This window comes from Geomonas oryzisoli (genome assembly GCF_018986915.1).
GTDB lineage: Bacteria > Desulfobacterota > Desulfuromonadia > Geobacterales > Geobacteraceae > Geomonas > Geomonas oryzisoli.
This window is the reverse complement of the sequence record NZ_CP076723.1, coordinates 3680189-3702500: the sequence shown is the minus strand read 5'-3', so window position 1 is coordinate 3702500 and position 22312 is coordinate 3680189. Positions and strand designations below refer to the sequence as shown.

The following is a 22312-nucleotide window of genomic DNA, read 5'->3' as shown; positions in this document are numbered from 1 at the left end:
GGGTGAAATAGAACCTGAAACCGTATGCCTACAAGCAGTGGGAGCACTATGGAGCAATCCAGTGTGACCGCGTGCCTTTTGCATAATGAGTCAGCGAGTTACCCTCAGCAGCGAGGTTAAGTTCATAGAACGGAGCCGCAGCGAAAGCGAGTCTTAATAGGGCGAATTAGTTGCTGGGGGTAGACCCGAAACCGGGTGATCTATCCATGTCCAGGGTGAAAGGAAGGTAACACTTCGTGGAGGCCCGAACCCACTGGCGTTGAAAAGCCAGGGGATGAGGTGTGGATAGGAGTGAAAGGCTAATCAAACTCGGAGATAGCTGGTTCTCCCCGAAATATATTTAGGTATAGCCTCACAAAGTAAGTAGCGGGGGTAGAGCACTGGATGGGCTAGGGGCCTCACCAGGTTACCAAACCTAACCAAACTCCGAATACCGCTAACTGTTATTGTGGGAGTCAGACTGCGGGTGATAAGATCCGTAGTCAAAAGGGAAAGAGCCCAGACCGCCAGCTAAGGTCCCAAAATCTATGCTAAGTGGAAAACGATGTGGAAATGCCCAGACAACCAGGAGGTTGGCTTAGAAGCAGCCACCCTTTAAAGAAAGCGTAATAGCTCACTGGTCGAGTGGGTCTGCGCGGAAAATGTAACGGGGCTAAGCATAGTACCGAAGCTGCGGATTTGATCCTTAAGGATCAAGTGGTAGGGGAGCATTGTGTAAGCCTGCGAAGGTCGACCGTGAGGACGGCTGGAGGTATCACAAGAGATTATGCTGACATGAGTAGCGAAAAACAAGGTGAGAAACCTTGTCACCGAAAACCCAAGGTTTCCTACGTAAAGGTAATCTGCGTAGGGTTAGTCGGTCCCTAAGGCGAGGCCGAAAGGCGTAGTTGATGGGAAACAGGTTAATATTCCTGTACCACCTGTTGTTGCGATGGGGGGACGGAGAAGGGTAGACGATCCTGGCGCTGGTTGTCCAGGTTTAAGGTTGTAGGCGGGAAGAGGAGGCAAATCCCTTCTTCCATTCAACGCTGAGAACTGATGACGAGGGGGTATCCCCGCAAAGTCGTCGATCCCATGCTTCCAAGAAAAGCCTCTAAGCTTCAGACAGCAGGTGACCGTACCGTAAACCGACTCAGGTGGGTGAGGATAAATGTCCTAAGGTGCTTGAGAGAACACTGGTTAAGGAACTCGGCAAAATGATACCGTAACTTCGGGAGAAGGTATGCCCTTTTTGGTGAAGGCGATTCGCTCGCACAGCTGAAGAGGGTCGCAGAGAAATGGCGGTAGCGACTGTTTACTAAAAACATAGGACTCTGCAAAGTCGCAAGACGACGTATAGGGTCTGACGCCTGCCCGGTGCCGGAAGGTTAAGGGGATTTGTTAGCCGCAAGGTGAAGCTTTGAACCGAAGCCCCGGTAAACGGCGGCCGTAACTATAACGGTCCTAAGGTAGCGAAATTCCTTGTCGGGTAAGTTCCGACCTGCACGAATGGCGTAACGATTTCCGCGCTGTCTCAACCAGTGGCTCAGCGAAATTGAATTCTCGGTGAAGATGCCGAGTACCCGCGGTAAGACGGAAAGACCCCGTGCACCTTTACTACAGTTTGACAGTGACATTCGAATAAGCTTGTGTAGGATAGGTGGGAGGCTTTGAAGCTGGGACGCCAGTCTCGGTGGAGCCATCCTTGAAATACCACCCTGGTTTGTTTGGATGTCTAACCCAGGTCCGTCATCCGGATCGGGGACACTGTCTGATGGGTAGTTTGACTGGGGCGGTCGCCTCCCAAAGAGTAACGGAGGCGCGCGAAGGTTCCCTCAGGCTGATTGGAAACCAGCCGTAGAGTGTAAAGGCATAAGGGAGCTTGACTGCGAGACCAACAAGTCGAGCAGGTACGAAAGTAGGTCTTAGTGATCCGGCGGTTCTGTATGGAAGGGCCGTCGCTCAACGGATAAAAGGTACGCCGGGGATAACAGGCTGATCTCCCCCAAGAGTTCACATCGACGGGGAGGTTTGGCACCTCGATGTCGGCTCATCGCATCCTGGGGCTGAAGTAGGTCCCAAGGGTTTGGCTGTTCGCCAATTAAAGCGGTACGCGAGCTGGGTTTAAAACGTCGTGAGACAGTTTGGTCCCTATCTACCGTGGGCGTAGGATACTTGAGAAGAGTTGACCTTAGTACGAGAGGACCGGGTTGAACGTACCTCTGGTGTTCCAGTTGTTCCGCCAGGAGCAGTCGCTGGGTAGCTATGTACGGAAAGGATAACCGCTGAAAGCATCTAAGCGGGAAGCCTCCTTCAAGATTAGGTATCCCCGGGAGCAATCCCCTGAAGGCCCGTTGTAGACCACAACGTTGATAGGCCGGGTGTGTAAGCGCAGTAATGCGTTCAGCTTACCGGTACTAATCGGCCGTGAGGCTTGACCATAAAAAATTCTTAGAGAGGGGGGTGGACCTCCACCCCCCGATCATACACTGCCAAAAAATCCTACAGACACGAAATGCGATTGTGAGAAACATATTGCGCGGGCGAAAGCCCAAGCTACGAGTTTCTCTGTGGCTATGCCGAGAGGGTCACACCCGTTCCCATCCCGAACACGGAAGTTAAGCCTCTCAGGGCCGATGGTACTGCATTGGAAACGATGTGGGAGAGTAGGTCGCCGCAGGGAATTTAATAGAGAAAGCCCCGTCTGATTCCAGACGGGGCTTTTTCGCGTTTGCAGCACGCGCTGCCCACCTTACGTGCCTTATTCAGAGCATGTTCAGAAGGCGCTCTCGCCCTGCACCATCGGACACTGCGCCGGCGGCACCAGCACGCTCCCCGAACGGAAATAGGCATCTCGGAAACAGAATCCTGCTTTGCTCTGACATTGTGCCAGGTTGCTGCAGTCGTAGCACGCGACACCCTTGAACTGTTCCGTCTTTGGAAATGGGTAATTCAACAAGGGATCGCTGTTCCATACCTCGACGATCGAACTGGTCGATACGTCGCCTACAAAGAGTGCTTCGTCCTGCGGGACCGTGTCGTAGAGCATCACCTTGCCGTCGGGGGTGATGGTTATGCTGCTTTGCGTGCCGAAAGAGTGATCCCATTCCCGCCAACGTCTGATCTTGTCGTGGATTTCAGAGTCTTCGCCGGGGAGAGCGGGCACAGTTTCGGTGACCGCCTTTTTTTGCACCGCTGCGCCGTCATGCATGGGCTCGCATCCTATGGTCCTCAAATCGATTTCCGGGAAATCGATCCTGGCTCGGCGACACTGGTCGATGATGGACGCTCTGTCTTCCTTACCTAAGAACAAGCTTTCGTTTCTGCCGTTGAGGCTCCTGTTATAGGCCGCCACCGAAATCTGGCGTACCCCCATGTCCTCCAACTCATCCACCCACTCATAGATGTGAGGAACCGTCAGGGCTGTGACCACGGCTTTCACCCTGACATTGAAGCCACGCTTCAACAGGTTCCTGATGCTATGAACCGCTCTGTGATAGTATCCGGGGCTCCCGGCGAGGTTGTCCGCCGTAGACTCATTGGGGTCCATGTTCAGCTGGATCTCGCGCACATACTGGTTGACCGGTTGGGTCATGCCGATCGAGACCAGGCGGTCCGCTATTTCCTCGGTGATGAAACACTTGGTGGAAAGAACGAAGAGCATCTCCAGATCGATCAGTTCTTCGATCAGCTTCAAGGCGTCCTTCCTGAAAAGCGGATCGCCTCCGGAGAGGAAGACCTGGTCGATGCCCAGCGTCTTCGCTTCGCGCAGCAGTTCTTTCCAGCGCTCGGTCGACAACAGCTTGCTCTCCGGAACACAGTGCCCTTTGGCGAAGCAGTACGAGCAGTTGGTGTGGCAGTCATTGGAAAACATGAGGTTCAACGAGAGGGGCACGGCGGGTCTCTCTTGAGCCTTCCATTTCGAGGTCTTGACGGCGAACTCAAAGGGGTCGATGCGCTTGACGAAAGGCTCCAGTTCCGGGGTCATGTTGACCACTGCGTCGTCCTCCCCGTTGGCCGCCATGATGACCTGCCTGACAAATTCCTGAGAGGTTTCGAGCGATTCCAGGTCGAAGGCGTATTGGGCGATCATGGAGAGGTGTCTGAAGGTCAGTCTGCCATCCATTAGTGCCAGCGTAGCACCCATCTTGGGGGACAGCATGGAGTAGCGGAGCTGCTCCTGCTCGTAGCGGCATAGCAGGGCCCAATGACCATTTCGTTTCAGGCGCCAGTAGGGGGATATAACGGGAACAGTGGTCTCTGTGATAGCCAAATCCTTGCCTAAAACGGAACATTCCAATGGCATGGTTTCCTCCTTCGAATATCGCCTCTGTTTTTCAACCACACCAGTCTACTTCGGCATTAAAATCTGTCAATGTTTGTGGTTGCAGGGCGTAGCATAGCAACAAAAGTTGCGCGGCGTGGCTTCAAGAGCGATGGCGCACTCATAACAGGTGCGGGTGGTAGATTGGGCTTGGCTGGCTGGGGACGGGTGTGCTAATTTCTTGCCTATTCCATGGATGAGACAATCGAGGTTGCCACGATGTCGACTGAAACGCAGATACGGTTGGAGCCGAGTTGGAAATGCTGTCTTGTGGACGAGTTTGACAAGCCCTACATGCGCGAGCTCAGAGAGTTCCTGCGCCAGGAGCTGTCCAGGCGAAAGATCATCTACCCCAAGGGGAATGAATACTTCAACGCTTTCAACTCAACTTCCTTCGACAACGTGAGGGTCGTCATCCTGGGACAGGACCCGTATCACGGGCCGGACCAGGCGCACGGGCTCTGCTTCTCCGTGCCGCACGGCATTGAAGCCCCTCCCTCACTGATAAACATATTCAAGGAGATACAGAGCGATCTGGGGCTTGCGCCGGCCGACTTCAGGCACGGCCACCTCAAGGCCTGGGCTGACCAGGGTGTCCTGCTTCTAAATAGCGTGCTGACGGTGGAGGCGGGCAAGGCGGCATCGCACCAGGGGAGGGGCTGGGAGGTCTTCACCGACCGCGTCATCGCCCTTTTGAACGAGCGGAAGGAGCATGTCGTTTTCATGCTGTGGGGGGCCTATGCTCAGAAGAAGGGTGCGGTCATCGACGAGACGCGGCACCTGGTCCTGCGCGCCCCGCATCCCTCACCGCTTTCGGCACACCGGGGCTTCCTGGGGTGCCGACATTTCTCCAAGGCTAACGCCTACCTAGTGCAGCACGGCCTGGACCCGATCGACTGGCGCCTGTCCTGACCGCTCCCCACTCCAAAAAAAGCGGCCCGGGCATCATGCCGGGCCGTTCGCGTATCTCGCTACCCTTTTCCTCTAGTAGCTGAACCTGCTGATCTGTCCTTTCAGGTTTGCCGACAGGGAGTTCAGTTTGTCGGCCGTGGCCATGGACTCGCGGTTGGCCCTGGCCGTCCCCTGGATGATACCGGTTATCTGGTGGACGTTGTTGCTGATCTCGCGGCTGGTTGCGCTCTGCTCTTCGGCCGCGGTGGCGATCTGTCCAATCTGCTGGGTCACCTCGCTGATCTGCTTCAGGATCCCTTCCAGGCTCTGCCCTGACTTCACCGAATCCTCCGCCCCTTTGGCGGCTTCTCTCGCACTTTCCTGCATCACCTGAACCGCCCGCGTGGTCTCGTCCTGAATGGAACGGATATTGGTTTCGATTTCCTTGGTGGCGTGGGTGGTCCGCTCGGCCAGGCTGCGCACCTCGTCGGCGACCACGGCAAAACCGCGCCCCTGCTCACCGGCCCGGGCGGCCTCGATGGCTGCGTTGAGCGCGAGCAGGTTGGTCTGGTCGGCGATGTCCTGGATCGTGTTGATGATCTCCCCGATCTGCTGGGACATGGCCCCCAGGCTGCTCACGCTTTCGGAGGTTAGGCGCACCTTTTCGTTGATGAGTTGCATGCCGCGGATGCTCCGCTCCACGTCGGCGGAGCCGATGGTGGCCATGTCGCAGGCGCGCTCCGCGCTCGCTACTGCCTGCAGGCAGTTCTTGGAGATATCGGCGGAGGTGGCCGCCATCTCTTCCCCGGCAGTAGAGACGGTTTCGGTCTGTCCCGCGACTTCCTCTGTGGTGCGCGCCAACTGTTCGGTGCTGCGGTGCAGTTCCGAACTGGCCTCGGTCACCGAGTTGGCGTTGTCGGCGACGGTCTGGACGATGGCGTGGACGCGCTCGATGAACATGTTGAAGTAGCGGCTTGCGGTTCCGATTTCATCGTCGGACTCGGCCAGGCGCCGGGTCAGGTCCCCGTCCCCTTCGGCGACGTGCTTGAGGGTCGCGATCAGAGCCCGCATCGGCTCGAGCGCGCGGTGCATCACCAGGAAGGCGACCAGCGCCAGGAGCCCCGCCAGCAGCACGGAGATGCCGAGGCTCAGGTATTTCAGATCGTCGAACACGGCGAGAAACTGCGACTTCTTTTCCCCGACGAAGAGGGCCCCGATGACCTTGCCCTGGTTGTCCAGTAGCGGCAGGTACGACGCGAAGTGGGGGGTGCCCAGTATCTTGGCCTCGCCGAGGTAGGGTGACGCCCGGTCGATCACAGCTTCCCTGGCTGCCCCCTGCAACGAGGTGCCTACCGCCCGGCTGCCGTCATCCTTTTTGATCGTGGTGGCGACGCGGAGGTCGCCGCGGAAGATGGTTGCTTCGCCTCCGAAAATCTCCTTCATTTTGTCGGTCAAATCGTTGCGACCATCGAGCACGGTGCCGTTTGCCTGCAGTTTGCCATCCACCACCGCAAAGCCGGAACCGTTGGGAGCGACGAGCTCGCGAAAGGCCTTGGTGCGTGACGTGAGGCCGACGGTGACCTGGCGGGTGATTTCTTTCCTGATCACGTAAAGCGTGACAGCCGATGTCGTGATGGTCGCGATCAGGACGATCGCTACGTTGGCGATGAAAATCTTTTTGCTGATGTTCATTGATGGCAACCTCTTGTCACTGGGATGAAAAGTGTCGTCCCGTCATTTTTGTAATACGTATCGACTTAGACACTAGAATATTTAGGTAATTTGCAGAAAAATTTGTATACAGTATGCCGATTGCAGTCCACTCTCTGTTTTTAAGGCGGACATTGGCATAGAGGAGGGTAGGAGGGGAGGCGGGAAGTCACAGCGGATGCGAACTCAGTCTCAGTGTGTGATATCGAAATTCACTTGCAAAGTTAAATGGCCTTTCTTATACTCATAATATCCTGAATTGCCGTTAAAAAAGGAGGTTCGTCATGAAAGGTGTTGTCAGGAAATTGGGTTTCCTCGTAACAGTTACTCTCATATCCGCCCTCCCGGTCGCTGCTGAAACAGGTATGGGGATGAGCCCGGGCGATAATGTACAGAAAGATGAATGCCTGCTGATAGCACAGACTTGCCGGGACAGTGTGGATTCCCTGCAACAAAGGATAGACAGGCTCCAACGCGAGATCAGTAAAGGTACCAGCGTGTACACCAAGGAGGAGCTGAGATCACTGGAGTTCCAGCTTAAAGACGCCGTTCAGACCATGGAGGTACTGACCCGCGGCGGCGCGTAAGCCGTATTTGCACCACATGCCGGTTCGACAAAGATGGGGGCTGGGTTTTAAGCCTCCATTTTTGTTGTTCCTGTCTCCGGTGGCGGCGCCGATACAGCTACGAATGCCGCAAACGCTTTATGCAACTGGTCTAGAAGTGCGGGGAGCGGGGCCATGTTCCTGCTCTTTGCCGCCTGTTCCATCTGCGCCGCTATCCTGCGCACGCGCGGTGCGCCCATGTTGGCCGCGGTCCCCGCGATGGTGTGTGCCTTGAAGAAGCAGGTCTCGTGGTCCCCCCGCTGCAGTGCCTCATCCAGCAGGCGCAGGTGCTCGGTCACCGCTTCGACAAATTTCGCGACGAAAATCCCCACCAGTTCCTGGTCGCCGTCCAGCCGCTCCAACAGGTCCCCCAGGTCGAAATCGGGATCCTCGCTGGTCACCACTGGTGCCGGCTCAGGCCCCGCGGGGGGCTCGGGCGGTTGCAGTGTGCTTACCACTTCGCTGCAGATTTTCCTGATCACTGCGTTCAGCTCCTTCTCCCGTACCGGTTTGGAGATGTGGCTGTCCATCCCGGCCTGGCGGCAGATCTCCACATCCTCCTTCATCGCGTTTGCCGTCATGGCGCAGATGTGTACCCTCTGCCCGGTTCCCTTCTCACGGCAGCGGATGATCCTGGTTGCCTCAAGCCCGTCCATGATCGGCATCTGCACATCCATGAAGATGAGATCGTAAGGCGACTGCCCCCACTTCTCCAGGGCCTCCTCGCCGTTTCCGGCGCAGTCGACCTGGTGGTTGCCGGTCTTGGCGATGAGTTTCAGGGAGATGAGCTGGTTGATGGCGACATCGTCCACCAGCAGTATGCGCAGCGGGCCGAGCGCCTCCGCTGCCTGTTCTTCCACGTCCTCGGTCGGCATCTCTCCGGGCAGCGGCAGCCGCGCCTGGAGGGTGAAGCTGAACACGCTCCCGTCGCCCAGCCGGCTCTCCACGCCGAGGGTGCCCCCCATGAGTTCCACGAGGCTTCTGCTTATGGAGAGGCCGAGGCCGGTACCGCCGTAGAGCCGCGTGGTGGAACTGTCGGCTTGGGAAAACTTCTCGAAGATGACATCCAGGGCCTGCGGGGCTATGCCGATCCCGGTGTCCGCGACGGCGAACTTCAGCAGCGCGCCGCCGGCAGTATGCTCCAGAAGACGGCAGCTGACGGTGATGGTTCCCTTGTGGGTGAACTTGAGGGCGTTGCCCACCAGGTTCGCCAGCACCTGCCCGATGCGCACGGAGTCGCCCACGATCAGCTGCGGCAGCCCCTGCCCCATCTCCAACCGGACCAGCACGCCCTTTTCCTGGCCGCGCAGGATGAAGGGCTGCAGGGAGCGGACCAGGAACCGATGCAGGTCGAAGACGATCTTCTCAAGTGTGATCATGCCCGCTTCGACCTTGGAGATATCGAGAATCTCGTTGATGATGGTGAGCAGGCTTTCGGCACAGTCCGACAGCGACCCCAGGTAATCCTGCTGCACCTGGTCCAGGGGGGTATCCATGAGCAGCCGGGCCAGGCCGATAACGCCGTTCATCGGGGTCCGGATCTCGTGGCTCATGTTGGCGAGGAAGATGCTCTTTGCGGCGGTGGCGGCTTCCGCTTGCACCAGCGCGTGCTCCAGTTCCGTGGTGCGCTGCTGCACCTTCAGCTCCAGGTTCTGCATGTGCTCCTGGAGCATGTCGTAGAGCTCGGAGTTCTCCACCGCGTAGGCGGTATTGATCAGAATGCTGCTCAACGCGTTCAGCGTCGAGACCTCGGTGCTCAGGTGATTGCCCGGCATGACGCCGGCGAACATCCCCCTGATGCGGCTGTTGGTGGCCAGGACGTGCAGGATCAGCGTTTCGCTGCCGGAGATGGTGGGCACCACGACCGGGTGGTTCTGGTTGAGCGCCCAGGCGAAGGTGCCGTCCTGCACCCGTGCCTGCACCTCTTTACGGACCCCCGCCTTGGCGTGCTCGGGCTCGCACACGGTCAGGTCGAAGGATGAGTCCTCGTCGATGCCGAACATGGAGAGGGTGACAAAGGGAATCAGTCGCCTCAACTGGCCGAAGACGGCCTTGATGACGAAAGAGGATTCCTTGAGGCGGTAGATGTCGGACTGGAAGTCGCTGCAGGCGGTGAGGACGTCGAGAGTCTTCAGGTAGTTGAGGTTGCTCTCCTCGAGGAAATTGACCCTCTCTTGCAGCTTGCGAATCTGTATGTCCCTCGTGTCATCGGGCGGCATCTTCCCCCCCAAAGAGCGCGGAAACGGTCTGCTCGTAGGTGGAGTCCACCTGCCTCACCAGCGTCGGGAGGTAGAAGCTGGAAATCTGCAGCCGTTCCCACACGCCGTGGTCCAGTTCCGGTACGAAGACCTCGCCGCTGTTGCCTATCTGCAGCGCGTGGGCGATCAGGTCTGCAAAATGCAGGATTGCTCCTTCTCTGGGGTACTGGTCACCTTTGCTGCTGTCGTGGTGGGTTCCTACCGGCTCGGCCACCCGCGGCGGAATCTTCCAGCGCTTGAGGAGGGCGCTCCCCACCTCGGCATGATCGAAGCCAAGTTTCTCGCGTTCGGCGCGGTGCAGCAGGGAGCCCGTGGCGCGGCACTGCTCGAGCAGTTCCAGGCAGATCTCGGGGATCTTGACGTACATCACCAGCCGCCCCACGTCGTGGAGTATGCCGGCCACGAAGAAACGCTCAAGGTTGGACTCCCGCTGGCTGGTGGCCAGTAACCTGGAGGCGAGCCCGGTGGCGATGCTGTGTTTCCAGAACTGCTCCATGTTGACCAGATCCTCGGGGATCCCCTTGAACACGTCCATGACCGAGAGGGCCAGTGCCAGGTCGCGCACCTGGAGGACGCCGATGATGGTGACGGCCTGGGTGATGGTGTCGATCTTGGAGAAGTAGCCGAACAGCGGGGAGTTGGCGAGCTTCAGTATCCGCGCCGTGAGCCCCTGGTCCTCGGCGATGATCTTGGCGATGTCGCCGATGGAACTGCGGGGGTGATCGATCGCCTCCGACAACTGCGAGTAGAAAAGGGGGAGGGAATGGATGGTGGAGACGTCCTCGACCATGTGTTCCACCGAAAGCTGGGGCTTACGCAGCACGGTTAGCCCTCCTCTCGGTGCAGATGCGCATCAGTTCCTTGATGGCGGGATGCTCCGGATCGTTGTAGATGAACAGCCGCTCCATTTCCGCCCGGGCTTCGGCAAGGAGCTCCGGGTCGATCTCCGGGCTCAAGGGCGCAGGAGCCTCGGCGTCTTCCACGACGGCTTCCCCGGCCACCTCGACCTCGAGAACGCCCCACATGCGGAAGATGGAGAAATGCTTTTCGGTGAGCTCGGCGCCTGCCGGAAGGAGCATCCGGCCGCTGCGGTCGCAGACGTTGCGGCTGAGGACCATGCCGGGGGTAAGGTTGTCGATGTGGACCACTGCCAACGCAATGCCTCCTCTTGTTGCTACTTGGCTGCACACTAGCCTGTTGTCACTATATCGGCCGGCGGCAGAATTTACTTTAGCGAAGATCAAGGTGCGCCCGCCCTGCCGCAGTGACAATGCGTTTTTGTCTCCGAAGGCTTAAAAAAAACTAAGTCTCTGACCCGCCGGCATCACAAGAGTTGACATCTGTAGTCGCCCCTGTCTTTAATATGCGGATGCACAAATCCATTCAACACGATCACCGTTCATCCAACGCGACCTTTTGGCTGATACTGACCACCGTCTTTTGGGGCGGCAGTTTCATCTTCAACAAGATCGGCTTTCGCGAAATCCCCCCGGTCACGTTCCTGTTTTACCGCTTCGCCCTGGCCACGCTCCTTATGGGATTTTTGTGCCTGCCGCGGCTCAGGCGTTTCAACCGGCGGACCTTCAGGACCGGGCTCATCGTCGGCCTCGCCCTTGCCGCCACCAATCTTTCCTTCGTGCTCGGAGTGAGCGGGACCAGCGTTTCCCGGGCCGGTTTCCTGAACAATCTGTTCGTGCTCCTAATTCCGCTACTGTGCTTCGCTTTCTGGCGTGAGCGGCTGGACCGGTTGAGCGGCGCGGGACTGGTGCTGGCCCTGGCGGGACTCTGGCTTTTGGCCCGCGGCGGTGTGGACGGATTCAACAAGGGGGACCTGCTGTCGACCTTGTGTGCGCTGTTCATCGCGCTGCACATCATCTCGGTGTCGAAGCTTTTGCGCGACGAGGACATCTACCTGCTGAGTTTCGTCCAGTTCGCCACGGTGACCGTCGTCGGAGGAACCCTTGACCTGCTGCTTCCTTCCGTCCCCCTCACCGTCACCTGGGTTTCGCTGGGGTCGCTCATCTACTGCGCCATCTTTCCGACCGTGATCTGCTTCACCCTGCAGAACACCTACCAGCGCTACACCACCCCCACCAAGGCGGGGCTCATCTACACCATGGACCCGGTCTGGAGCATGCTGGGGGGGACGCTGCTCCTGGGCGAGCGGCTGACCACCGAGGAGTGGACCGGCTGTGCCCTGATCTTCGCCGCCGTCGTGCTTCCCCTGTCGGTGAAACGCCTGCGCGAGCGGCAGCTCGGCATCGACTACCGCGCCGAAGGCGCCGCCGCCGACTGATCCCGCCCCCCGGCGTTGACATCGCGCCGCCGCGGGCTACGCTCACCCAGTGATCCCGTGCCGTTAAGGAGGAACGTATGCCGGAGCTCCCCGACCTCACCGTCTACGCTGAAAATCTCGCCGCAGCCCTCACCGGGAAAAGGGTGCACCAGGTGGCGTACCACCAAAGGGGCAAACTCAACGTCCCGGGAGCGGAACTTTCCCGCGCCGTGGCCGGAGCCGAATTGACCGGCGTGGAGAGGGCGGGCAAGCAGGTCGCCTTCCGGTTCGACAACGGCAACGTCGTGCGGGTGCACCTGATGCTGACCGGCGGCTTCGTCCTCACCGACTCCCGGCAGCTCGACCGCCTGCGCTACCCGGTGCTCACCGTCACCTTCGAGGACGATGCCGTCCTTGCCGTCACCGATGAAAAGGGGTGGGCCAGCGTGGCGCTCAACCCCGCCGACGAGAAGGACGCACCCGACGCCCTTGCCGTCACCGCCGAGCAGTTGGAGCTGCTGTGCCGGAAGAAACCGAGGACCCTGATCAAGCCGCTGCTGCTCGACCAGGCGCTCATCGGCGGTATCGGCAACGCCTACGCCGACGAGATACTCTGGACCGCGCGCATCTCCCCCAAGTCCGCGGCCGGAAAGCTTCCCGCCGAAGCGATCAGGGCCCTGGCGGATGCCATCCCGCAGGTGCTGACAGACGCCATAGCCGAGCTGAGGAAGCGGCACCCCGACATGGTGTCCGGCGAGTACCGCGAATTCTTGAAGGTGCACCGTCCCGAGCTGAAGACGTCGCCCACCGGCGCAAGGATCATCAAGGAGAACGTGCAGTCCAAGCGCACCTACTACACGGAGGAGCAGCTGCTGTACCAGTAACCGCCGCGCCTTCCTGCAGAACCCGCCCTCATTCCGTTGCCCATGAGGGGCCATCTTCCGACACTGCCGCTCCAAGGAAATCCCCCTGAATACCCCTTTATCCAAGAGGAATTTTGTGACTCTCATCAAGCGCCCGTCAGGGCGCTTTTTCGTTTCATGCACCTGCCGCAGCGCGGCTACCGGCTGCCAGCGGGTTGACAAGAGGACGAAGCCCGCTACTTTTAGATGGTTAGATTTTGCTAATCTGACATACCATCGGCTTCGGCCACAAAAAGGAGGCAACATGAAGAGAAAAATGGTGTGGATGGCGGTGGTTTCCCTGTTTGCGGTGTGCAGTCTGGTTCTCCCGGCGCTGGCGGCCGAGAAGCTGACCATGGGCGAGAAGTCGTTCGTGAAGGAAGCGGCGAGCTCGGGGATGATGGAGGTCGAACTGGGGCAGATGGCCAAGGAACGGGGCAAATCGCAGGAGGTGAAAGACTTCGGGCAGATGATGGCCACCGATCACGGCAAGGCCAACGACGAGCTGAAGAGCGTTGTGGGCAACCGGGTGAAGCTGCCGACCAAGCTGGAGCTCAAACACAAGGCGACCGTGGACAAGATCGCCAACGCCTCGGCCGATGAGTTCGACAAGAAGTACGCCGAGACCATGGTGAAGGACCACAAAAAGGACGTGGAGAAATTCAGGAAAGAAAGCAAGAAGGCGAAGGACCCCCAATTGAAGGGTTGGATCGACAAGACCCTTCCGGTCCTCGAGCAGCATCTGCAGCAGGCGAAAGACATGGCCCACAAGCTGGGCGTGGCCGAGAAATAGCAGCGGTCCACACTGCACGGTGCAAAGACTGAGGGGCTTCGTCCTGGGACGAAGCCCCTCTTCGTTTCAGCGGGCCCTGTTGTACCTGACCGTCAGGTCCGCCAGTTGCCCCGCGATGCCGGGAAGATCGCACGACGGCGGCAGCCGCCACTGCCAGTTTCCCTCGGGCCGCCCCGGCGTGTTCATCCTCGTCTCCGCTCCCCCTCCCAGCAGGTCCTGCATCTGGATCACGGCCGTCCGCGCCACCGACATGAGGGCCAGGCGGATCACCTCCCAGCAGGCGTCCCCCTCCGGCGCCCGACCCAGGTAGCGGGCCAGCCGCTCTTTCTCCTCGGGAGCGGCGGCATCGAACCACCCCTGCACCGTGTTGGTGTCGTGGGTGCCGGTGTAGGCCACACTGTCGACGCTGTGGTTGTGGGGGAGATAGATGGCGGCGTCGTCCTGGAAGGCCACTACCAGCACCTTCATACCGGGGATCCCGTAAAGGCACATCTGCTCTCGTACTTCCGCGGTGATCACGCCCAGGTCTTCCGCTATCACCGGGAAGGTCGGATACTGCCGCACCATCGCGTCGAGAAACTCGCTCCCCGGGACCGGCTGCCAGCTCCCCTGCTGGGCGTTCTCCGCGCCGGCCGGGACTTCCCAGCAGGAGGTGAGGCCGCGAAAGTGGTCGATCCGGACGTGGTCAAAGAGTTCGAACAGGCGCCGAAAGCGTCTCAGCCACCACTGGAAGCCGGTTTCACGGAGCCGGTTCCAGTCGTACACGGCGCAGTTGAAGAGCTGCCCCTTTTCGCTGAAGGTGTCGGGAGGGCTGCCGGCCAGGACAAGAGGCTTCAGCTCATGGTCCACCTTGAACAGTTCGGGAGCGACCCAAATGTCCGCGGCGTCATAGTTCATGAACATCGGGAAGTCGCCGATGATCCGAATGCCACGGTCGTTGCAGTAGCTCTTCAGGCGGTGCCACTGCCTGCAGAAGACGAACTGAAGGAACTTTTCCCGCTCGATCTCCTCATGCAGTTGCTCCCGCTGGCGCGCGAGTTCACCATTGTCCCGGCTCCTGATCGGCGCAGGCCACTCGTGCAGCGGTCTCGCGTCCAATCGCTCGACAAGCGCCGTGTACAGGGCGTGGTCCTCCAGCCACCCGGCGTTGCCCCGGCAGAACCCGGCGAACGCGCCATCCTCCCGGCGCTGCTCCTTGAAGCGGGCATGGGCACGACCGAACAACTGCCGCTTGAAGCGCGACACCGCCTGGTAGTCGACCCGGTCGGGGAACCCCGGGTGGTCCTCTGCTTCCGCCGGCGTCACCAGGCCATCCTCGACCAGCAGTTGCGGGCTGATGAGCACGGTGTTCCCGGCACAGGAAGAGATGCTGCTGAAGGGGGAGTCGAGGTACTTCCGGTTGGTCGGGTTGAGCGGCAGGACCTGCCAGAAGTTCTGTTTCGCGGCGACCAGGAAATCGGCGAAACGGTAGGCGTCGGGGCCCAGGTCGCCTATGCCGAAGGGGGAGGGGAGCGAGGTGATGTGGCATAGGATCCCGCTGGAGCGCTTCTTCATATCTCCTCCGAAAGAAAGCCCCACCTCCTGGAAAGTGGGGCTTTGGCTGCGAGATGGTGGCTGCTGCCGTGACGAGGCTAGAGCACGCGCAGGAAGGCGACCAGGTTGTCCTGCTCCTGCTGGTTGAGCCTCAAGCCCAGCACGAGGTCGAAGAACTTGACCGTGTCCTCGAGGGTGAAGCAGCGGCCGTCATGCAGGTAGGGTGGGCTCTCCTTGATGCCGCGCAGGGTAAAAGCCTTGATCGGGCCGTCACCGGGCTCCCTGGTGAAGCGCTCCAACTTCAGGTCGTGCATCATGTGGTCGAGGTAGAAGGGGGCCGGATGGCAGTTCGCGCACCGTCCCTTGCCGTTGAAGATCTCCTCGCCGGTGATCTCCTGCTGGGTAGCCAGCCTGCGGTCCAGACGTCCGGACGGATCAAGCTTGGGCGCCGGCGGGAAGTCAAACATATTCTGCATCTGTGCCATGTGCGAGACATGGATGCGGTCGATGATGGGGAACCCCTTCTTCATGGCGTGGATGGGGTCGCCATTGAAGTAGGCGGTCCGGAACTCGAACTCGGTGAAGTCCTCGACGGAGCGCAGGCTTCGCTTGGACCCATGGATCTGCTGGTTGAACATGCCGCGCAGGCTCACGGTGTCCAGCCTGAAACGCCGCTCCCAAGGGCGGAAGTCGGGGCTTTGATGGAACTGGCCCGTGGTGTGGCCGTTAATATGGCAATCGAGGCAGGCAACGCCGAGGACGGGCTGAGCAGTTTTGCGGTCGTCGGTGGGGTTGAACTCTTCCTGGGGTAGCGGCGTAAGCAGGAACTGGAGCCCGTTCAACTGGACGGGCGTCAGTATGTCCTTGAAGAGCCGGTAAAAATTGTTTATGGACACCACCTCTCCTCGTGAGACATCGCCCAGTTCCGGCCTGTTCTGCAGGAACATGGCAGGAGGGAATTCAGGCAGGAACGCCTCGGGAAGGTCGAAATCTATGTCGAAGCGCTGTAGCCGCGGGAACATGTCGATCTGCATCCGGGGAAAAACTTGCCCCCCATTGGCGTTGTTCGGATGAGGAAGCGGGGGGTAGGGGAACAGGTTGGCGGACCTTATCTGCACCGGAGACATCGCACTCAGCTTTTCCCATGTCGTTCCCTGCGGCAGCCTTGCTGTCGGGCCGATGGCTATAGGTTTGCCGCGTGTCATCTTCACATCCGGAGATAGTCTGGGCCTCAGCTCATATCTCATCTCGAGCAGGCGCTGATGGATCTCGGCCACCTTGGGCTTTGCGGCGACATCCTTTTGATATATCTCCTCGAAGGTCGTGAAGGGCTTTTTCGCATTGAGCGGGTCACGGTAGAACTCGAATCCCAAGTGCCTTCCCTCGTCGGGTTGGTTCTTGAAAGCCTGCGACGCAAGTTCTGCATTGGATTCCTTGAAAAACGGTGAATTGTCGTGTTGGCTTTTTTGCTGCTCGGGACGGGTCCGTGCCACCTCCCTCTGCGTCTGGACCTCCTGGACCGCGTCCGGTGGGGGCTTGTGGGAGGGGGGGGGCTCGGCCGACCACGAGTTCACGGTGGGAACTATCAGAGCTGCTGCAAGAAAAAGGGACGAGACGATCGTTGCATCTTTTCTCATACGTTAGCTCCTCCTTCGCGGGGGGGGTGTTTTTAAAAACCTGCTAATTTTTACATGGCCGGCAGAGAAGTCAAACGTCTTGTGGGTAGGCGGCGGCGACGGCTCCGCGCTGTATCAACCGTGCCGGCTGCACATTGACAGGGGCGGCACCTCAAGGTATGTTGTCTCCGGGTTAGTTTTTGCAGATAATTCGGGCTGGTAGTATACTGAAAACGCTGCAAAAGATCCCTCAAAGGAGGGCTAGGTCATGAAGAAGATCCGGATTAGCATCCTTCTACTTCCGTTGTTCTTGATCGCTGTGTCAGTGACCGGTTCGGTTACCACGAGCTATGCCGATTCGGGAGCACGCGGCGAAGCTTTCACGCGCGTTGCGGGTCGAGGCGGCGGTGAGGTCGTGGCCCGCACGTCAGGGCGGGGCGGCTACACCCGTGGCTACAGCCGCGGCGGGTACAGCTACGGCGGCCACAGGGGCGGCAGCCACTTCTCCGGCAGCGTCTATATCGGTCCGGGGTGGGGCTGGGGATGGGATCCCTTCTTCTACCCCTACTACTACAGCTACCCGGCCTATCCGTACTACTACACTCCGCCGACGGTGGTGGTGCCGCAGGAACCGCAGGAGTACATTTCCCCGGACACCGGGACCGACACCGAGCAGACCGGGTACTGGTATTACTGCCGCAAGCCGGAAGGATATTACCCATACGTGGAGCGCTGCCCGAGCGGCTGGATGAAGGTCGTACCCGATACCACACCACCGTCGCAGTCAGAGGAAGACAAGGAGGATTGACATGAGAACAACCAGGATAACAGTTTGGTCGTTGTTAGCCTTCCTGGTGCTTGGCGGTTGCGCCACCATGCCCACGGGCCCAAGCGTCAGGGTGCTGCCGACCCCGGGAAAATCCTTCGAGCAATTCATGGCTGAAGACGCACTCTGCCGCAGGTACGCCGAGCAGAACCTGGGCATGAGCCCGCAGGATACGGCGAACCAGAATACTGCCACCAGCGCGGTGGTCGGCGGTGCCGTCGGGGCCGGTGTCGGGGCCCTATTGGGTGCCGCCAGCGGCAACGCGGGTGCCGGCGCGGCGATCGGCGGCGGTACCGGCCTTCTTTTCGGCGCGGCGAGCGGTTCCGAGTCGGGGCGAGTCTACGGTTACGAGGCCCAGCGGCGCTACGACAACACCTATGTACAGTGCATGTACGCCAAGGGGAACCAGGTCCCGGGTTCCATGCGCAAGGTGCGCCGGGCGCGGCCGTACACCCCGCCGCCACCACCGGACATGTACTCGGTGCCGCCGGATTACTATCCGGAACGGTGAAAGACATGGGGCGCCTTCCCGGGCGCCCTTTCTTTGTTGGTAGAAGGGACAGGTTCCGTAAGGTGCCTGTCTCTTTAGCGGCGCGCTCCTTTCAGCTCAGCCATCTTCCCCAAACATAAAGAGCGAAGGGGACAGGCACTTGGCGGAGCCAGTCCCCCCCAAAGCACCAAGGGGCAGGCACCTGGCGGAGCCAGTCCCCTTGATTGTGATTATCAAGCGGCTGTGCTATCGTGCCAGCCTGCGCAAACTGCGGGGCGCTGCCCGCAGATTGCAGCCATCCAGACAAGAGGTCCCATCCTTGAGACATTCAGCCAAGTTCAACTTCCTGCTCCCGTGGGGTGCCGCCGTGCTGACCGGCATCCTCATGTTCCTCGGTTACGCCGGTTTCGATCAGTTCTACCTGGAGTGGTTCTTCCTGGTACCCCTTTTGTGGGCGCTGCGGAACCAGCGACCGGCGCGCGCTTTTTGGCTCGGCTGGTTGGCCGGCATCGTCGGGCACGGCGGTGGCTTCTACTGGATCATCCAGATGTTCCAGCAGTTCGCCGGCGCTCCCTGGCTCGCTGGAGTGTTCGGCCTGTTGCTCCTGGCTGCCGCCAACGGCATCGTGCTGGCGGTGTGGGCCTGGGGGACCCGGCTGCTGACCCGCGACCGGCAGTGGTATGTGCTCTGGGCGGCGCCGGTTCTTTGGACCGCGATGGAAAAGGTGTGGCCCGAGGTCTTTCCCAACTACCTGGGGGCGAGCCAGTACCGCATCTCGCATCTGACCCAGATCGCCGACTTCGCCGGCATCCTCGGCGTCTCCTTCCTCGTCGTCTACATGAACGCCACCCTGTTCTGGGTCACGGTGAGGTGGCATGAGCAGAGGGGCGTGCCATGGCGCGCCGTTTCGGCCCTGGCCGTGACGCTCGTGCTGGTTCTGGGGTACGGGGAACTGCGCATCAGGGAGGTTGACGGCAAGCTTGCCACGGCGCAACGGCTCACCGTCGGGCTGGTCCAGACCAACAGGGGGGCAGCCGACAACCACCTGGCCGTGGATCTCATGCAGAAGGAGCACCGCGACCTGTCCCGGGAACTCGTTGCGGCACGAAAACCCGACCTGGTGGTCTGGCCTGAAGGCGTCCTGAGCGTGAGCCTCGCCTCCCGCGAGGGGAGCCTCCCCACCTGGGCACTGGGCGACCTGGCCACTCCGTTACTGTTCGGGACCTGCCTGCAGATCAAGGAGGAGGGGGAGACCCGCTTTTGCAACAGTGCGCTCCTGACCGACGCCTCGGGGCGCATCCTGGGGAGCTACGACAAGACGGTGCTGGTTCCCTTCGGCGAGTACATCCCCTTCGGCGACATCTTCCCGCAGCTCTATGCCTGGTCCCCGTACAGCGCCAAGTTCTTCTCGGGGCGGAGCACGGAACCACTGAAACTCGGCAACCACCTGCTGTCGGTGAGCATCTGCTACGAGGACATCTTCCCGACCCACATCAGGAAGCTGATGCGCGGCGGGCGCGAGGGGCGCATCCCGGCGGTCATGTTCAACCTGACCAACGACTCCTGGTACGGCAAATCGGTCGAGCCGATGGAGCACTTGGCGCTGGCGACCTTCCGTACCATCGAAAACCGCCGCTCCCTGGTGCGGGTCACCAATACCGGCATATCGGCTTTCGTGGATCCGGCCGGGCGCATCGTCAGCCGCACCGGGGTCTGGACCCGCGAGGTACTGGTGGACCGGGTGCCGCTTATGGAAGGGAGGACGCTGTACGGTGCGGCGGGAGACTGGATCGGCTGGCTCTGCGCCGTCATCTCGGTGTGCGGGGTCGCCGCAGCGACTCTTTCTAAAAAAGCGCGCGCCGCGGTTTGACTGAAAAACAGAATCATCTATAGTCTCACAGGGTGAAAAGCTCAGTTACAGTCTCACCCTCACAGAGAGCGCGTTCAGGCTATGTGATCGGTCGGAAGGAAACAATGGCGAGAACGACTGGAAGAGCAGGCACGAGAAACGGCGAACTTCCCAAGGGAAACACTTCGCCGCTAGGCGCCACGGTGACCCGCGGCGGGGTGAACTTCAGCGTCTTCGCCAGGGATTGCACCGGCGTGGAGCTGCTCCTCTTCGACGACGCCGACGACGCCACCCCTTCCCGGGTGATCCCCCTCGACCCCCAGCGTAACCGCACCTACCACTACTGGCACGTCTTCGTCCCCGGGATCGGCCCCGGCCAGCTCTACGGCTACCGCGTGGCCGGCCCGTTCGAGCCGCAGCGGGGGCGCCGTTTCGACCCGGGCAAGGTGCTCATCGACCCCTACGGACGCGCCGTCGCCGTGCCGGACCGGTACTGCCGTGGCGACGCCTGCCTGCCCGGCGACAACGCCGGGAGCGCCATGAAGAGCGTGGTGGCGGACCCGCGCGGCTACGACTGGGAGGGGGACCTGCCGCTCAAGCGCCCCTACTCGAAGACGGTCATCTACGAGATGCACGTCGCCGGCTTCACCAAGCACCCCTCCTCCGGCGTCCCCGAGGGCAAGCGCGGCACCTATGCCGGCCTCGTGGAAAAGATCCCCTACCTGAAGGACCTCGGCGTCACCGCCGTCGAGCTCCTGCCGGTATTCCAGTTCGACCCGCTCGATGCCCCGCTGGGACTGCGCAACTTCTGGGGCTACAGCCCGGTTTCCTTCTTCTCGCCGCATGCCGCCTTCAGCTCGAAGAAGGGGCCGCTGGGACCGCTGGACGAGTTCCGCGACATGGTCAAGGCGCTGCACAAGGCCGGCATCGAGGTGATCCTGGATGTGGTCTACAACCACACCTCCGAGGGGGATCACAACGGCCCCACCTTCTGCTTCCGGGGCTTCGCCAACGACGTCTACTACTCCCTGGACGCCGACGGCAGCTACATCAACCACACCGGCTGCGGCAACACCCTGAACGCCAACCACCACGTGGTGCGCCGGCTCATCATCGACTCGCTGCACTACTGGGTCAAGGAGATGCACGTCGACGGTTTCCGCTTCGACCTCGCCTCCATCCTGTCCCGTGACGGCCAGGGGCGCCCGCTCAAGAACCCTCCCATCCTCTGGGACATCGAGTCCGATCCGGCGCTGGCCGGGATCAAGCTGATCGCGGAGGCCTGGGACGCCGGCGGCCTGTACCAAGTAGGGAGCTTCATCGGGGACAGCTGGAAGGAGTGGAACGGGGAGTTCCGCGACGACGTGCGCCGCTTCCTCAAGGGGGACGAGGGGGTGGTGTCGCGTTTCGCCGCGAGGATGCTGGCAAGCCCCGACATCTACGGGCACCAGGAGCGCGAGCCCGAGCAGAGCATCAACTTCGTCACCTGCCACGACGGCTTCACGCTGAACGACCTGGTCTCCTACAACGACAAGCACAACGAGGCCAACGGCGAACAGAACCGGGACGGCTCCGACGCAAACCTGAGCTGGAACTGCGGCGTCGAGGGAGCCACCTCGGATCCGGACATCGAGGCGCTACGCAACCGCCAGGTGAAGAACTTCATGGCGGTGACCCTGCTCGCGCTGGGGACCCCGATGATCCTGATGGGAGACGAGATGCGCCGCACCCAGCGCGGCAACAACAACGCCTACTGCCAGGACAACGAGCTCGGGTGGTTCGACTGGGACCAGCTCGCCGTCCACCCGGACATCCACCGCTTCACCAAAGAGCTGATCAGGGCGCGGCTCAGGCAGAGCGACACCCCCACGGAGACGCTGACCCTCAACCAGCTGCTGGGGCAGGCGCGCCTGGAGTGGCACGGCGTCCACCTCGGCACCCCTGACTGGAGCTACCAGTCCCACAGTATCGCCCTCACCGTGTGGAGCGCGTCGAAACACCTGGTGTTCCATTACATGGTGAACGCCTACTGGGAACCGCTCAGCTTCACGCTCCCCCCGCCGAAAAGGCTTCCCGGGGGCGCCTGGCACCGCTGGATCGACACCTCGCTGGCCGCACCCGACGACATCACCCCCTGGGACGCCACCCCGGTCGTCGACCCCGACAGGTATCGGCTTCCGCCGCGCAGCCTGGTGGTGCTGGTGGCGAAGCGGTACGCCCGAAATTCCCCCCGGCCGGTCACCCCGGCCGCCCCGTGAGGA

The 22312-nt window shown here is 60.6% G+C and carries 16 protein-coding genes and 2 rRNA genes (1 of these 18 only partly in view); 11 read left to right on the top strand and 7 right to left on the bottom strand.

Features of this window, described 5'->3' with window-relative positions; translation table 11 throughout:
- Both KP004_RS16240 and rrf read left to right on the top strand, forming a co-directional pair.
- Positions 1-2421, top strand: a 23S ribosomal RNA gene (locus KP004_RS16240); it begins 538 nt to the left of the window's first position.
- Between the two features lie 124 nt (positions 2422-2545).
- Positions 2546-2662 (top strand): 5S ribosomal RNA (rrf, locus tag KP004_RS16235).
- A gap of 93 nt (positions 2663-2755) precedes the next feature.
- On the opposite strand, the gene KP004_RS16230 is transcribed toward rrf, so the two are convergent.
- On the bottom strand, positions 2756-4252 hold the full coding sequence (locus KP004_RS16230) for a radical SAM protein (protein WP_239026835.1): 1497 nt from the start codon (positions 4250-4252) through the stop codon (positions 2756-2758).
- Between the two features lie 243 nt (positions 4253-4495).
- Here KP004_RS16230 and ung point away from each other — a divergent pair, with 243 nt between their 5' ends.
- Positions 4496-5215, top strand: a complete 720-nt coding sequence (ung, locus tag KP004_RS16225) for a uracil-DNA glycosylase (RefSeq protein WP_496197161.1) — start codon at positions 4496-4498, stop codon at positions 5213-5215.
- Between the two features lie 72 nt (positions 5216-5287).
- On the opposite strand, the gene KP004_RS16220 is transcribed toward ung, so the two are convergent.
- The gene (locus KP004_RS16220) at positions 5288-6886 is read right to left on the bottom strand and encodes a methyl-accepting chemotaxis protein (RefSeq protein ID WP_216799478.1); all 1599 of its coding nucleotides are present in this window, start codon (positions 6884-6886) and stop codon (positions 5288-5290) included.
- Between the two features lie 302 nt (positions 6887-7188).
- Between KP004_RS16220 and KP004_RS16215 the strand changes: the two genes are divergently transcribed.
- Complete coding sequence (locus KP004_RS16215; protein WP_216799477.1) at positions 7189-7491, top strand: hypothetical protein; 303 nt, start codon at positions 7189-7191, stop codon at positions 7489-7491.
- 47 nt (positions 7492-7538) lie between these two features.
- On the opposite strand, the gene KP004_RS16210 is transcribed toward KP004_RS16215, so the two are convergent.
- The 3 genes from KP004_RS16210 to KP004_RS16200 are packed head-to-tail and all read right to left on the bottom strand — an operon-like array spanning position 7539 to position 10915.
- A complete protein-coding gene (locus KP004_RS16210) occupies positions 7539-9728 on the bottom strand; it encodes an ATP-binding protein (RefSeq protein ID WP_216799476.1) in 2190 nt (729 codons plus the stop codon).
- Positions 9715-10590 carry an HDOD domain-containing protein gene (locus KP004_RS16205; protein ID WP_216799475.1) on the bottom strand — a complete coding sequence of 292 codons (876 nt, stop codon included), beginning with the start codon at positions 10588-10590 and terminating at the stop codon, positions 9715-9717. Before KP004_RS16205 ends, KP004_RS16210 begins: the two co-directional genes overlap by 14 nt.
- The gene (locus tag KP004_RS16200) at positions 10580-10915 is read right to left on the bottom strand and encodes a hypothetical protein (RefSeq protein ID WP_239027057.1); all 336 of its coding nucleotides are present in this window, start codon (positions 10913-10915) and stop codon (positions 10580-10582) included. The genes KP004_RS16205 and KP004_RS16200 overlap by 11 nt, the downstream gene beginning before the upstream one ends.
- A gap of 221 nt (positions 10916-11136) precedes the next feature.
- On the opposite strand from KP004_RS16200, the gene KP004_RS16195 reads away from it, so the two are divergent.
- The 3 genes from KP004_RS16195 (at position 11137) to KP004_RS16185 (ending at position 13737) form a co-directional block, all read left to right on the top strand.
- Positions 11137-12063 (top strand): DMT family transporter, encoded by a 927-nt coding sequence (locus KP004_RS16195; RefSeq protein WP_216799473.1) that lies wholly within the window; start codon positions 11137-11139, stop codon positions 12061-12063.
- A 77-nt stretch (positions 12064-12140) separates the two neighbouring features.
- The gene (locus KP004_RS16190) at positions 12141-12926 is read left to right on the top strand and encodes a DNA-formamidopyrimidine glycosylase family protein (RefSeq protein ID WP_216799472.1); all 786 of its coding nucleotides are present in this window, start codon (positions 12141-12143) and stop codon (positions 12924-12926) included.
- A gap of 283 nt (positions 12927-13209) precedes the next feature.
- The gene (locus KP004_RS16185) at positions 13210-13737 is read left to right on the top strand and encodes a DUF4142 domain-containing protein (RefSeq protein WP_216799471.1); all 528 of its coding nucleotides are present in this window, start codon (positions 13210-13212) and stop codon (positions 13735-13737) included.
- Between the two features lie 66 nt (positions 13738-13803).
- On the opposite strand, the gene malQ is transcribed toward KP004_RS16185, so the two are convergent.
- Positions 13804-15291 (bottom strand): 4-alpha-glucanotransferase, encoded by a 1488-nt coding sequence (gene malQ / locus KP004_RS16180; RefSeq protein ID WP_216799470.1) that lies wholly within the window; start codon positions 15289-15291, stop codon positions 13804-13806.
- Positions 15292-15368: 77 nt separating this feature from the next.
- A complete protein-coding gene (locus tag KP004_RS16175) occupies positions 15369-16907 on the bottom strand; it encodes a cytochrome B6 (RefSeq protein WP_216799469.1) in 1539 nt (512 codons plus the stop codon).
- Positions 16908-17190: 283 nt separating this feature from the next.
- Between KP004_RS16175 and KP004_RS16170 the strand changes: the two genes are divergently transcribed.
- From KP004_RS16170 to glgX, 4 genes are all read left to right on the top strand, one after another.
- Complete coding sequence (locus tag KP004_RS16170) at positions 17191-17694, top strand: hypothetical protein (RefSeq protein WP_239026834.1); 504 nt, start codon at positions 17191-17193, stop codon at positions 17692-17694.
- Position 17695: 1 nt separating this feature from the next.
- A complete protein-coding gene (locus KP004_RS16165; RefSeq protein ID WP_216799467.1) occupies positions 17696-18223 on the top strand; it encodes a YMGG-like glycine zipper-containing protein in 528 nt (175 codons plus the stop codon).
- Between the two features lie 298 nt (positions 18224-18521).
- On the top strand, positions 18522-20072 hold the full coding sequence (gene lnt, locus KP004_RS16160; RefSeq protein WP_216799466.1) for an apolipoprotein N-acyltransferase: 1551 nt from the start codon (positions 18522-18524) through the stop codon (positions 20070-20072).
- A 104-nt stretch (positions 20073-20176) separates the two neighbouring features.
- Positions 20177-22309: a glycogen debranching protein GlgX gene (gene glgX / locus KP004_RS16155; protein ID WP_216799465.1), complete on the top strand. Its 2133-nt coding sequence runs from the start codon at positions 20177-20179 to the stop codon at positions 22307-22309.
- Positions 22310-22312 lie beyond the last annotated feature (3 nt).